Below are 13513 nucleotides of genomic sequence, written 5' to 3' on the forward strand. Positions count from 1 at the left end.
TTACTGCGCAGTGCCGCCGCAGGTCTGGGTTTCGGTGTTGTAGTTGCCGCAGTTGATCGGGGCGGTCCAATCGGCTTCCAGCATGGCGCTCTCGGGCAAGAAGTCGGACCATGCGTCGCCGGGAACCAGGTCTTCAGTTTCCCAGACCACGAAGAACTGGCCGTCGTCCTGGATTTCGCCGATCAGCACAGGCTTGGTGATGTGGTGGTTCGGCAGCATGGTTGCCGTGCCGCCGGTCAGGTTCGGCGTTTCGAGACCAACAATGGAGTCGATGACAGCGTCGGCATCGGTGCTGCCGGCAGCTTCGACGGCCTTCACCCAGAGGTTGAAGCCGATCATGTGGGCTTCCATGGGATCGTTGGTGACGCGGTCCTCGGAGCCGATGAAGCTCTGCCAATCGGCGATGAACGCCTCGTTTTCGGGCGTATCAACCGACATGAAGTAGTTCCAGGCCGCAAGGTGGCCGACCAGCGGGGTGGTGTCGAAGCCGGAAAGCTCCTCTTCACCCACCGAGAAGGCGACCACGGGAATGTCCTCGGCCATCACGCCCTGATTGCCGAGCTCGCGATAGAAGGGAACGTTGGCATCGCCATTGATGGTCGATACCACGGCTGTCTTCTTGCCGGCGGAGCCGAAGGTCTTGATGTCGGAGACGATGGTCTGCCAATCGGAGTGACCGAAGGGGGTGTAGTTGATCATGATGTCGTCCGATGCGACACCCTTGTCGAGCAGGTACTGCTCAAGGATCTTGTTGGTGGTCTGGGGATAGACATAGTCCGTGCCGGCAAGAACCCAGCGTTCGACGCCTTCTTCGTTCATCAGGTAGTCGACAGCCGGGATGGCCTGCTGATTGGGAGAGGCGCCGGTATAGAAGACGTTGCGCTGGGATTCCTCGCCTTCGTACTGAACGGGGTAGAAGAGGAGCGAATTGAGTTCTTCAAAGACCGGCAGAACCGACTTGCGGCAAACCGAGGTCCAGCAGCCGAAGACCGCGTCCACACCATCGACCTCGATCAACTGGCGAGCCAGTTCGGCTGCGAGGGGCCAATCCGATGCGATATCGACGACCACCGGCTCGAGCTGCTTGCCGAGCACGCCGCCTTTGGCGTTCTGCTGCTCGATCAGAAACAGCATCGTGTCCTTGAGCGTCGTTTCCGAAATCGCCATCGTACCCGAGAGCGAATGGAGGATGCCGACCTTGATGGTGTCGTCCTGCGCCAGGACGGGAACAATGGGCAAAGCAATGCCGCCGGCGAGTGCTGCAGCAAGCAGAGCGCTCTTGGTGCGCGAGAAGTTCATGTGATCGTCCCTCTAGTGTGTTGACTCGGGGAGACAGCCAAGGGAGGCGCCTCGATAGGGGCAAGTGAGACGATTTTTTTTTGCTGCCCTATACGTCGATTGACGTAACCAGCTGCGGAGCTGAATCCGCTTTGCTGCGGAAGCGCCTGAAAAACCGCGTGATTTTGGCTGAAGTCGTGCTACAAGGCCGTTGGCGAATTTTTGAGCAGCACAGAATTCTGGTTAAGGCTTGGGCGACCAATGGCGCGGCAGCGGATCATCCCCATCAGGCGCGAATACAATCGCTGGGTGGCGAACCAGACGCTGGAAGACTATGCGCTCCGCTTCACGGCCAAGTCGGCGCGGCGCTTTTCAAGCGATCGAATTTCGCAGACCGCCATCGGCGCCATCTCTTTTCTGGCGCTCGAAGCGATCGGGGGCAGCATCACGCTCTCCTATGGCACGACCAATGCGTTGATCGCGATCCTCATCGCCTCGATCGCCATTCTGCTGGTGGGTCTGCCGATCTCACGCTATGCGACGCGGCATGGCGTCGATGTCGATCTGCTGACTCGCGGCGCGAGCTTTGGCTATATCGGATCCACAGTCACATCGCTGATCTATGCCAGCTTCACCTTCATCCTTTTCGCCATCGAAGCCTCGATCATGTCGAGCGCGCTGGAGCTGGCTTTTGGTATTCCGCTCTGGATAGGACATATCATCTCGGCGCTTATCGTCATTCCGTTGGTGACGCACGGGATCAGGATGATCTCTAGTTTTCAGGTGCTGACGCAGCCGGTCTGGATCGTGCTCAACATCCTGCCCTTCATCTTCATCGCATTTCTCGATTGGGAGAAGTTCGACCTGTGGCGGGCCTTTGCCGGGCTAGGGCAGCCGGAAGGTGCAGCGGGCACGATCGCGCCATTCGACATCGCCAAGTTCGGGGCCGCCTCGGCGGTGATCCTCGCGTTGATGACCCAAATCGGCGAGCAGGTGGACTTCCTGCGCTTCCTGCCGGCGGAGGGTGCTCCGAAATGGCGGCACCGGCTGGGCATCTTCCTTGCCGGGCCAGGGTGGGTGGTGGTCGGCGCGCCCAAGCTGATCGCTGGATCGTTTCTGGCGTTCCTCGCGCTTTCGGCGGGCATTTCACCCGAGCATGCCGCCGAGCCCGGGTACATGTACGCGGTCGCGTTCGGTTACATGATCCCCAACGAACTGCTCGCGCTGATGCTGATGGCTGTGTTCGTCGTTGTGAGCCAGCTCAAGATCAATGTGATGAACGCCTATGCAGGGTCGCTCGCGTGGTCCAATTTCTTTTCGCGGCTGACCCATAGCCATCCCGGCCGCGTGGTGTGGCTGCTGTTTAACGTGGCGATTGCGCTCTTGCTCATGGAACTGGGCATCTACCGGCTTCTGGAAGAGACGCTCGGCATCTTTTCCATTATCGCCATGGCCTGGCTCTGTTCGATCTCGGCCGATCTTTTCGTCAACAAGCCGCTCGGGCTGGCTCCTCCGGGCATCGAGTTCAAGCGCGCGCATCTTTACGACATCAACCCGGTCGGGGTCGGTTCGATGCTGCTCTCTGTCAGCATCGCGTTGACGGCGCATTTTGGAGCCTTCGGGGACATGGCGGCGGCTCTAGCCCCTTACGTCGCCCTGGTCGTTTGCTTTATCGCCTCGCCCACCATCGCCTGGGCGACAGGTGGAAAGTATTACCTGGCGCGCAAGCCGCGAAAGTCGTGGCGGTCGAAAAGCACCCTGACCTGCTCGATCTGCGAGCATCCGTTCGAGCCTGAAGACATGGCGTGGTGTCCGGCTTATGCTGCCCCGATCTGCTCGCTTTGCTGTTCGCTCGACGCGCGGTGCCATGACATGTGCAAGCCGCATGCGCATTTCCGCGCCCAGACGCATGCGGTGGCGGCGAGCATCCTGCCGCCCTGGGCCATCGCCAAACTGCAGACGCGGCTCGGGCGCTACAGTCTGTCGATGGGTATCGCCACGGCAATTCTCGGGAGCATTTTGGGCCTGATCTACTCCTTTGCCAGCCGCTCGGCACCGAACACCGCAGATGTGGTGGGCGGAACGCTGCTGGTGGTGTTTTTTGTGTTTGCGGTGGCGGCCGGGATCATGACCTGGTTCCTGGTGCTGGCGCATGACAGCCGGCTCGTGGCCGAAGAAGAAAGCAGCCGGCAGAACACTCTTTTGCTCAAGGAGATCGACGCGCACGGGCGCACCGATGCTGAATTGCAGCGCGCCAAGGAGAAGGCCGAGGCCGCCAATCAGGCCAAGAGCCGCTATGTGGTGGGGCTCAGCCATGAATTGCGCACCCCGCTCAATGCGGTGATGGGCTATGCACAGATTCTCGAGCGAGACCCCGGGGTGCCGGAAAACCGGCGCGGCTCGGTGCAGGTAATCCGCCGCAGCGCCGAGCATCTTTCCGGGTTGATCGACGGGCTGCTCGACATTTCAAAGATCGAGGCGGGCCGGCTGCATGTCTACTCCAACGAGATCAACATCCAGGACTTCCTCGACCAGATCGTCGATATGTTCCGGCTGCAGGCTGCCGCCAAGGGGCTGGAGTTCCGGCATGCAAGAGCGAAGGCATTGCCGGTTTATGTCCGCACCGACGAGAAAAGGCTGCGGCAGATCCTGGTCAATCTGCTCTCGAACGCCATCAAGTTCACCTCTTCCGGACATGTCAGTTTCGAGGTTGGCTACCGCATGCAGGTGGCGACTTTCATGGTCAGCGACAGCGGCAGCGGTATCTCGACGCAGGATCTTGAGCATATCTTCGAGCCCTTCGTGCGCGGCGAGGCGGAGCATAACCGGTTCACGCCGGGGCTGGGCCTTGGGCTGACCATAACCAAGCTTTTGACGGAAACGCTTGGCGGGGAGATCACCGTGTCGAGTGTGGTGGGCGAGGGAACCCGCTTCCAGGCGCGGCTGATGCTGACAAAGGTGGAACGTCCGGCCGAGCGGCTGATCGATCCGCGACGCGTGATTGGATATGGCGGCTCGGTACGCAAGGTGATGGTGGTCGACGACAATGAAGACCATCGCGAACTGACGCGCGACATGCTGGTGCCACTCGGCTTCGTTGTTGTGACAGCAAGCGGTGGGCGTCAATGTCTTGATCTTTTCAAGATGGAGCGACCAGACATCTTTTTTGTCGATATCCGTATGCCTGGCATGAGCGGCTGGGATCTGGTCGCGGCGCTGCGCGACCGGGGTGTGGCCGAGCCGATCGTAATGCTCTCGGCCAATATTGGGGATGGGGCTGGACCGGCAAGCCGGGATGCGGGGCACAATGACGCCTTGGCGAAACCCTTCGATCTCACGCAATTGCTGGACAAGATCGGCGCCTTGCTTGGCCTCGACTGGACCTACGCAGAGCCCGAGAGCGGCGCTGTGCCATTTGCCGGTCAGTTGCGCTCGCCCGGTATCGAGCACTTGCGCGAATTGGCCAATCTGGGGCAGATCGGCCATGTGCGCGGGATCGAAGCCAAGCTCAACGCGTTGGCGGGCGAGCCCGGCAATGAGCCGCTCGTTCGTGCCCTACGTAGTCACCTGAGTGCCTTCGACTTCGATGCCTATGCCGAGCTTCTCGAACGGATCAGCCATGAGCCGGATTGAAAAAGATCAGGATATCGTTCTTCTGGTGGATGACTCCCCGGAGTCGCTGGGGTTTTTGACCACGGCGCTTGAAGACGCAGGAGTCACCGTACTAGTGGCGCGGAACGGGGAGGCCTCGCTCGGTATCGCGCAGCGGATCACACCAGACGTGGTGCTGATGGACGCTGTCATGCCCGGCCTCGACGGGTTCGAAACCTGCCGCCGGCTCAAAGCCATGGCGCCGCTGACTCATGTGCCTGTCATCTTCATGACCGGCCTTACAGACACCGAGCACATCGTTCATGCGCTTGAGAGCGGCGGTGTCGATTATCTTTCCAAGCCCATCGATGTCGATGAGTTGCGCGCCCGCATTCGCGTGCACCTAGCCAATGCGCGCAGGGCACAAAGCGCGCGGATCGCCCTTGATGCTGCGGGGCGCCATCTGGTCGCCTTTTCAGGCCACAGTGCGGTTCTGTGGTCGACGCCACAGGCCAACAAGCTGCTCGAGCGATCCGGATTCGATCCTTCGCGCCAGAAGGACATGTCCGAAGCGTTCACTGCATGGCGGAAGGAGCACGGCGAAGGGACACCCGGAAGCGGGTTCGATCTTTCACAGCCCGGCGCGCCAAAGTTGCAGTTCTCCTTTCTCGGTGTCGTTGGTGGGGAGGAATATCTGTTCCGGCTCGCCGGAGCGCAGGACGAAGGTCAGGAGGATAGTTTACGGCAGCATTTTGGGCTGACGCAGCGGGAAAGCGAGGTTTTGCTCTGGATTGCGCGGGGTAAGTCCAACCGCGATATCGGCGAGATCCTTGGGCTCAGCCCACGCACGGTGAACAAGCACCTCGAGCAGGTCTACACCAAGCTGGGGGTGGAAAACCGCGCCTCGGCCGCCATCAAGGCAATACAGACCATGCAGGTTGGATACGATCTATAGGCGCTGTCGGCCCGCGTTTGTACGTGCAGGATAATCTCGCAGCATCAACCTGATGCGTGGTCATTCCTATCACAGGCGATGTGATTGCATGTTCGGGAACTGATACGTGACACACCCGTTCTGATCGCGAACCCGCAAGAACTGCGGTGGTCATGCGGCGATCCCAGATGCGGATCAGCCCGGAAAGTCGGCGGTGGCAGGAAGGTTGACGCTCCTTTGCTGTAGCCCCGATGGGGCGCGGAACTCCGGTTCCGCGCCTTTTTGTTTGTTGCTACAATTTAGATTCACTTGAGTTGTACGTGTACTAACCTGGTTAACCAGGATGCGTGGTGAACACGTATGAGTGCAACGATAGTTCGCTTCAGATCGTACCTTCTGCTGTGGCAATCAGCCGCAAGGATGGAGAAGAGCTATGATTAGACATGCGCTCTCATTTCTTCCCTTCGTCTTGCTGGGAGGAGTGAGCATTCCGGTTCAGGCCGACAGTTTGCTTGGCATTGTCGGTGATGGAGACTCGGGCGCTTTGGTGACTATCGGGTCCGGCAGCGCCTCGGATTCCGGCCTCGTCAATGTTGGCGTGGGCGGCGGCGGCGGTCAGCTTGTCGACGTTCAGGTGGGCGGGCAAACCGATGTGGTTAACGCAACTGTCGGTTCGGGCGGTGGCTCCATTCTCGGAGTCGATGCAAATGTGCTCGGCAACGCGGCCAATGTCGGAGCCACGGTCGGCGGCAGTAGTCTGGTGGACGCGGACGTCGATCTCCTGAACAACAATATCCGTGTGGATGCTACCGTTGGTGGCGGCAGCTTGGCGACTGTTGGCGTGGGCATCGGCGGCGGCGGCAGTGGCGGCGGCGGCAGTGGCGGCGGCGGCGGTGGCAACGGTGGCGGCGGCAATGGCGGCGGGGGCGGTAATGGCGGCGGTGGTAACGGCGGCGGTAATGGTGACGGTGGCAACGGCGGTGGCGGCAACGGCGGTGGCGGCAATGGCGGCGGTAGCGGTGGCTCCATCATCGGTAGCTCCGGCAATAACGGCAGCGCCGCGTGCGCTGGCACCTCGCCGCGCGAGATCGAACGTCTTCTGCGTGGCACTTCCATCGGCGCAGGCTGGCAGCGGGCCAGCAACGTGCAGATCCGTCGCGTCGAGCTTTGCCCGGAAGTGCAGAGCTGGCTGGCGGCATCTCTTGCAGCCACGGGTCTCGGGCCGTCTCTCCATTCGGCCATTCAGGGTGATGGCCTGCTCAGCGCATCGCTGACGCGCTCGAGCTACAGTGTGGACCGGGTTTTCGCCGTGCAGCATCGCGGTAACCAGCTGACGATGTTCGTGTACTAGCAACAGCAAGAGGGCCGGTTACAACCGGCCCTCCTCCCACATGTGCTGCCAATTCGGGCAGCAAGGTGGCGCTTATGTGGGCAGATGTAAATTCTGTCTTCAAAATAAGCACAAAAGACTTGCGCGCATGCTGTGGCTGAGATTGTCTCCCTGGTGAACTTACCTTGGGGATGATTTTTCATGTTCAACCGCAGGCACATTACTGCCGCTCTGCTGCTCGGCTCGCTCGCCTTTTCGATGCCTGCCGTCGCGCAGTCTGATGTCAAGCTGACGCTCGACTGGCGCTTCGAGGGGCCGGCTGCCGGTTTCCTGCTGGCGCAGGACAAGGGGTACTTTGCCGAGGAAGGGCTTAATGTCACGATCGACACCGGCAATGGCTCGGTGGAAGCGATCCCGCGTGTCGCAACCGGTGCTTACCAGTTCGGCTTTGGCGATATCAATTCGCTGATCAAGTTCCTCGATGAAGACAGCAGCCAGCCGGTCAAGGCCATCATGATGGTCTATGACAAGCCGGTGTTTTCGGTGATCGGCCGAAAGTCGCAGGGCGTTACGGAAGATCCCAAATCGCTCGAAGGCAAGACGCTGGGCGCGCCACCGCCGGACGGCGCTTTCGCGCAGTGGGCTGCGTTTGTTGAAGCAGCCGATATCGATACATCGGGGATCACCCTCGAATCCATCGGGTTTCCCGTACGTGAGCCGATGCTCGCTTCGGGCGACGTAGATGCCGTGTTCGGCTTTGCCTTTTCGGTGATCCTCAATCTCAAGGCCAATGGCGTGCCGGACGATGACATTGCCACGATCCTGTTTGCCGATAACGGGCTCAACCTCTACGGCAACGCCATCATGGTCAACGAAACCTTTGCTGAGGAAAACCCGGAAGCGGTTACCGGATTCCTCCGTGCGCTGGCCAAGGGCTTTGCCGATGCTGTCAGCAATCCCGAAGAAGGCGCGGCGGCGGTTCTCGCGCGCAACGAAACGCTCGACATCAACACTGAGACCGAACGCCTGACCATGGCGAACGAGATGAACATCAGAACTCCCTATGTGGTCGAGAACGGTTTTGGCGGCATCGATGAAGCACGGCTCTCCGCCTCCATCGAGACGCTGAAGATTTCGATGGGCCTGCAAGGCAATGTCACCGCTGCCGACGTCTTCGACGCACAGTATCTGCCACCGGCAGAAGAGCGCATGCTGCCGTAAGACAGCAAACGCGACCTCTGCTTTCTCCCTGATTGACGGGGAGAGAGCGCTCTATCCCGGGCGAAAAGGGCGCCTGGGTCTTCCGCTCCGGGCCGTTCTTCCGAGGGAACGGGATTGGCCCGGAGCGGTCCTTTTGCTTCCACGAGGATCGGGCATGGCATCGCCGCTGGTTTCCATCGAAAATGTCGATATGCGCTATGGCGGGCCTAGTGGCACGCTGGCGGTAAGTGGGCTCAATCTCCGGATCGGGCGTGGTGAGTTCGTGGCCGTGGTGGGGCCTTCGGGGTGCGGTAAGTCCACGCTGATGAAGCTTACTACCGGGCTGCATATTCCGCAGGGCGGGTCGGTGATTGTCGCCAATAGCCAGGTGACCAAGCCTGTTTCAATCGTGGGGATGGCGTTCCAGAATCCGACCATGCTGCCCTGGCGCACAACGCTCGAAAATATCTTGCTGCCGCTCGAAATCGTCGAGAAGCATCGGCGCCGGCTGCGCAGCCATAAGTCGGAATACGTCGCCAAGGCCGAAAAGCTGCTCGAAACAGTTGGGCTAAAGGGATTCGGCGACAAGTTCCCCTGGCAGCTCTCGGGCGGCATGCAGCAGCGGGCCAATCTCTGCCGGGCGCTGATTCACGAGCCGGAACTGCTGATGCTCGACGAACCGTTTGGGGCGCTCGATGCCTTTACGCGCGAGGAACTCTGGTGCGTCATCCGCGATCTTCACGCCAGCCAGGACGTGACTATTGTTCTCGTGACACATGATCTGCGCGAAAGCGTGTTTTTGGCCGACAAGGTCGTGGTGATGAGCGCCAGACCGGGCAGGGTGATCGCCGAGCACATGGTGCCCTTCGAGAGACCGCGGCAGCTCGACTTGCTTTATGAGCCAGCATTCAACGAGATGGTGCAAAAGCTGCACGGGGAAATTGCAACGGCGAGGGCTGCAGCATGACGACGCTCGACGAGACTGCGCCGATCGCTGCGCCGCCACGGCCGGCCGTGCGGATCAACTGGGTGCGGCTGGCGCCTCTCTTTTATACGATCGGTCTGTTCGTGCTCTGGGAGGTAGGCGTCCGCATCTCAGGCCTGCCGCATACGATCCTGCCGACACCCACACGCGTCTTCGAAGCCATAGTCCAGTATTGGTCCCCGATCTGGAAGAACTCGATGCAGACGCTTTATACGACCGTGCTCGGATTTCTCATTGCAGTGGTTGCGGGGCTCGGTATCGGGCTGTTCATCGGCTGGTCAAAGACCATCTATGCCGGGCTTTATCCGATCATGGTCGGGTTCAATGCCATTCCCAAAGTCGCGCTTGTGCCGATCCTCGTCATCTGGTTCGGAATCGGGACGGTGCCGGCGGTGCTCACGGCGTTCCTGATTTCTTTTTTTCCCATCGTCGTCAATGTCGCCACGGGGCTTGCGACGATCGAGCCAGAGACCGAGGACGTGCTGCGGGCCCTCGGGGCCAAGAAAATGGACATCATGCTCAAGGTGGGTATTCCGCGCTCGATGCCGTATTTCTTCGGCTCGCTCAAGGTGGCGATCACGCTCGCCTTTGTGGGCTCGGTGGTGAGCGAGACCGTGGCCTCCAATTCGGGCCTTGGAAACATGATGGCCTCGGCACAATCCAACTTCAACGTGCCGCTCGTTTTTGCCGGGCTGCTGATGCTGGCGGTGGAAGGTATCGTTATGTATGCGCTGATGGCATGGGTTGAAAAACGCATGACGGGCTGGGCGCATCGCTCGACCATGGCCAATTAGCCGGTTGCAGGCGCGCTGTATTACGGGGCGCCAAGCTGTCACGAAAATGCAATCCTGGTGTGGCCAATGAGGACCGGACCAGGAGTGCGCTCTGATGAACGATTTCGACCAATCCGCCCGCTTCGACAATTTCGAGGCTGAGCTCGACCGTATCCGCAAAGAGATCACCGATAGCTTCGATGAGGAGCTGGAGCTGCAGTTCGAGGACGATCAGCTCGAGGCCTTTGCCGATGGCAGCGAGCGGGAAGGGCGGCAGTCGCTCGATCGCAACATCTACTTCCGCGAGTTGTTCCGCCTGCAGCACGAACTGGTGCGGCTCCAGGACTGGATTGCCCATAGCAAACTGAAGGTTGCGGTGATTTTCGAAGGTCGCGATTCCGCCGGCAAGGGCGGCGCGATCAAACGGATCACGCAGCGGCTCAATCCACGGGTGTGCCGCGTTGTAGCTCTGCCCGCGCCTTCGGACCGCGAAAAGACGCAGTGGTATTTCCAGCGCTATGTTCCGCATCTGCCGGCGGCCGGCGAAATGGTGCTGTTCGACCGCTCCTGGTACAACCGCGCCGGGGTCGAGCGCGTCATGGGCTTTTGCACGCCCGACGAGCTTGAGGAGTTTTTCCGCTCGGTACCGGAATTTGAAAAGATGCTGATCCGCTCGGGCATTATCCTGATCAAGTTCTGGTTCTCGATCACCAATGAGGAGCAGGAATTCCGCTTCCGCATGCGCATCCAGGATCCGCTCAAGCAGTGGAAGCTGTCGCCCATGGACATGGAGTCCCGCCGGCATTGGGAGGATTACACCAAGGCTAAGGAAGATATGCTGGCTCGCACCCATGTTCCGGAATCGCCGTGGTGGGTGGTGCAGGCGGACGACAAGAAACGCGCTCGGCTCAATTGCATCGCTCATCTGCTGGAGGCGGTGCCTTATGAGGACGTGCCCAAATCCGAGATCGTGCTGCCCGAGCGCATCCGCCATCCCGATTACATCCGCGGACCCGTGCCGCAGGACATGTATGTGAAGGCGGTTTATTAGCCCTCTCGCGCCCCAGGGACGCGGTTGTGGCACTATCCAGCCCCCCGACCTCGTGTCACCACGAGGTCTTCGGGCACTCTCCACCCTCGACCGCACAAGTCCCGCCTATCTCTGGCGTCGGCAAAAGCTTGCTTGTCTCTCGCCCCGATCGGAACGAAAATGCCGCCAAATCAGGAGACGCGGCGTGGCCGATACCAGCACAATCGTGGGCGGCGGCCCCAAAAAGGTTCTTTATACCCTCGCCACCATCGGCAATATGGGCGTGGGCAAGGCCGCAAAGGCGCTGACGGCAAAGAATACCTGCAAGGCCTGTGCCTATGGCATGGGCGGGCAGCATGGCGGCATGACCAATGAGCTCGACGAGTTTCCTTCGGTCTGCAACAAATCGGTGCAGGCGCAATCGACCGATATACAGCCTCCGATTCCGCTGCCGATCTTCGAGCATACGCTGAGCGAGTTGCGCGAACTCACCGGGCGTGAAATGGAAAAGCTTGGACGGCTCGGCACGCCGCTTTTCCGCCGGGCCGGCGCCGAGCAGTTCGAACCGCTCGATTGGGACGCCGCACTCGACCATGCCGCTCATCGGCTGGCCGAGACTGATCCGAACCGCACGTTCTTTTATTCCTCCGGCCGGTCATCGAACGAGGCGGGGTTTCTGTTTCAGCTGCTGGCACGCGCCTATGGCACCAACAATGTCAACAACTGCTCCTACTATTGTCACCAGGCGACCAGCGAGGGTCTAGCCACGACCATCGGCAAGGGCACGGCGACAGTCGAGCTCGAGGACCTGACGGGTGCTGACCTGATCTTCGTGATCGGCGCAAACCCCTCGTCCAATCATCCGCGCTTCATTCACATGCTCAAAAATTGCCGCGAGCGGGGAGGGCAGGTGATCGTCATCAATCCGGCTCGAGAGCCGGGGCTGGTGAAATTCGCGGTGCCGAAATCTCCGCTCTCGATGCTCAAGGGCGGAAGCGAGATCGCCTCGGACTATCTGCAGCCTCGGATCGGTTCGGATATCGCCTTGTTCAAGGGCTTGGCCAAGGCGGTGCTCGAAGAAGGAACGGAAGACCGAGGCTTTATCGCTGCCCACGGGGCGGATTTTGCAGGGTTTCAACGGGATATCGAGGCGCTTGGTTGGGACGAGATCACCGACGCTTGCGGCCTGTCGCAGGCAGAAATCAGGCGCGTGGCCGCGACCTATGGGCGAGCGAAGAATGCGGTCTTTGCTTGGGGCATGGGGATGACCCACCATGTTCATGGCGTGGCAAATGTCGAAGCTATCGCCAATCTGGCGCTCCTGCGCGGCATGATCGGCAAGCCTTTTGCCGGGCTTCTACCGCTGCGCGGACATTCCAATGTGCAGGGGATCGGCACCATCGGCGTGAAGCCGGTGCTCGCCAATGATGTGCTCTCACGCATGCAAGAGGTGTTTGGCGTCAGCTTCCCCGAGGAGAAGGGCCTCGACACCATGGCTTGCCTCAAACGCGCGGAGGCAGGCTCAGTCGATGCAGCCGTGATCATGGGTGGCAATCTCTGGGCGGCGACGCCCGACACCGCGTTTTCCAGCCGCGCCATGGGCGCGATCGGATTCAAGCTGTTTCTCACCACCACACTGAACCAAGGGCACGTGCATGGACTTGGCGACGGCGAGGTGCTGATCCTGCCGGTAACTGCGCGGGACGAGGAATGGGAGCCGACAACGCAGGAATCGATGTTCAACTATGTGCGCTTGTCGGATGGCGGTATCGAGCGGATCGCGACGGTGCGGCCAGAGAGCTGGATCCTGGGTCAACTCGGCAAGCGCATGATGCCCGGATCGCCAATCGACTTCGAGGCGTTTTCCGGGCACGCAAAGCTGCGGAATGCCATTGCCGCGATCGTGCCGGGCATGGAGCAACTGGCTGATATCGATGTTGCCAAACGCGAATTCCACATCCGCAACCGGGTGTTGCATGTGCCCGAGTTCGGTACGCTGGACGGCAGGGCGCATTTCGTGGTCACCCCGATTCCGCGCGTGGAGCCGGGCAAGCTCTTGCTGGCCTCGGTGCGCAGCGAGGGACAATTCAACTCGATCATCTACGAGGAAACGGACAGCTATCGCGGCAAGGCGGGGCGCTATTCGGTGTTCTTGAGCGCCCTCGATATGGCCGACCGCGGCCTTGTCGAGGGGCAGCGCGTGCGTGTGCGGTCCGAGGTGGGAGAAATGGAGGGCGTGGCGGTCGGCTTCGACCTGCCCAAGGGATCGGTGCTTGCCTACTATCCCGAGGCCAATGTGCTGATCCCGACCGCGGTCGATCCGCGCAGCAAGACGCCGGCCTTCAAATCTGTGCCGGTCGAGGTGATGGCGGCCTAGTGAAATGGCGATGTG

9 protein-coding genes are annotated in these 13513 nt (G+C 60.5%); 8 read left to right on the top strand and 1 reads right to left on the bottom strand.

Annotated elements, in window-relative coordinates; all coding sequences use genetic code 11:
- Complete coding sequence (gene urtA, locus BM364_RS04830; protein WP_092421606.1) at positions 1-1299, bottom strand: urea ABC transporter substrate-binding protein; 1299 nt, start codon at positions 1297-1299, stop codon at positions 1-3.
- A 240-nt stretch (positions 1300-1539) separates the two neighbouring features.
- On the opposite strand from urtA, the gene BM364_RS04835 reads away from it, so the two are divergent.
- From BM364_RS04835 to BM364_RS04880, 8 genes are all read left to right on the top strand, one after another.
- Positions 1540-4911 carry a hybrid sensor histidine kinase/response regulator gene (locus BM364_RS04835; protein ID WP_092421609.1) on the top strand — a complete coding sequence of 1124 codons (3372 nt, stop codon included), beginning with the start codon at positions 1540-1542 and terminating at the stop codon, positions 4909-4911.
- Positions 4898-5824 (top strand): response regulator, encoded by a 927-nt coding sequence (locus BM364_RS04840; RefSeq protein ID WP_092421612.1) that lies wholly within the window; start codon positions 4898-4900, stop codon positions 5822-5824. Before BM364_RS04835 ends, BM364_RS04840 begins: the two co-directional genes overlap by 14 nt.
- A gap of 412 nt (positions 5825-6236) precedes the next feature.
- On the top strand, positions 6237-7154 hold the full coding sequence (locus tag BM364_RS18735; RefSeq protein WP_210186387.1) for a hypothetical protein: 918 nt from the start codon (positions 6237-6239) through the stop codon (positions 7152-7154).
- A 180-nt stretch (positions 7155-7334) separates the two neighbouring features.
- Positions 7335-8354 carry an ABC transporter substrate-binding protein gene (locus tag BM364_RS04860; protein WP_092421621.1) on the top strand — a complete coding sequence of 340 codons (1020 nt, stop codon included), beginning with the start codon at positions 7335-7337 and terminating at the stop codon, positions 8352-8354.
- A gap of 154 nt (positions 8355-8508) precedes the next feature.
- Positions 8509-9300, top strand: coding sequence for an ABC transporter ATP-binding protein (locus BM364_RS04865; protein WP_244542768.1), 792 nt, complete (start codon positions 8509-8511; stop codon positions 9298-9300).
- Positions 9297-10112 (top strand): ABC transporter permease, encoded by an 816-nt coding sequence (locus BM364_RS04870; protein ID WP_092421624.1) that lies wholly within the window; start codon positions 9297-9299, stop codon positions 10110-10112. The genes BM364_RS04865 and BM364_RS04870 overlap by 4 nt, the downstream gene beginning before the upstream one ends.
- 94 nt (positions 10113-10206) lie before the next feature.
- Positions 10207-11142 carry a polyphosphate kinase 2 gene (gene ppk2 / locus BM364_RS04875; protein WP_092421626.1) on the top strand — a complete coding sequence of 312 codons (936 nt, stop codon included), beginning with the start codon at positions 10207-10209 and terminating at the stop codon, positions 11140-11142.
- 184 nt (positions 11143-11326) lie between these two features.
- Positions 11327-13498: an FdhF/YdeP family oxidoreductase gene (locus BM364_RS04880; RefSeq protein WP_244542769.1), complete on the top strand. Its 2172-nt coding sequence runs from the start codon at positions 11327-11329 to the stop codon at positions 13496-13498.
- Positions 13499-13513: the final 15 nt, after the last annotated feature.

It is taken from the genome of Devosia crocina (assembly GCF_900116545.1).
Classification (GTDB): domain Bacteria; phylum Pseudomonadota; class Alphaproteobacteria; order Rhizobiales; family Devosiaceae; genus Devosia; species Devosia crocina.

Bases quoted from the DNA above. Each gene is read 5' to 3' on its own strand.
- urtA (WP_092421606.1), bottom strand. From the start codon at position 1,299: ATGAACTTCTCGCGCACCAAGAGCGCTCTGCTTGCTGCAGCACTCGCC.
- BM364_RS04835 (WP_092421609.1), top strand. From the start codon at position 1,540: ATGGCGCGGCAGCGGATCATCCCCATCAGGCGCGAATACAATCGCTGG.
- BM364_RS04840 (WP_092421612.1), top strand. From the start codon at position 4,898: ATGAGCCGGATTGAAAAAGATCAGGATATCGTTCTTCTGGTGGATGAC.
- BM364_RS18735 (WP_210186387.1), top strand. From the start codon at position 6,237: ATGATTAGACATGCGCTCTCATTTCTTCCCTTCGTCTTGCTGGGAGGA.
- BM364_RS04860 (WP_092421621.1), top strand. From the start codon at position 7,335: ATGTTCAACCGCAGGCACATTACTGCCGCTCTGCTGCTCGGCTCGCTC.
- BM364_RS04865 (WP_244542768.1), top strand. From the start codon at position 8,509: ATGGCATCGCCGCTGGTTTCCATCGAAAATGTCGATATGCGCTATGGC.
- BM364_RS04870 (WP_092421624.1), top strand. From the start codon at position 9,297: ATGACGACGCTCGACGAGACTGCGCCGATCGCTGCGCCGCCACGGCCG.
- ppk2 (WP_092421626.1), top strand. From the start codon at position 10,207: ATGAACGATTTCGACCAATCCGCCCGCTTCGACAATTTCGAGGCTGAG.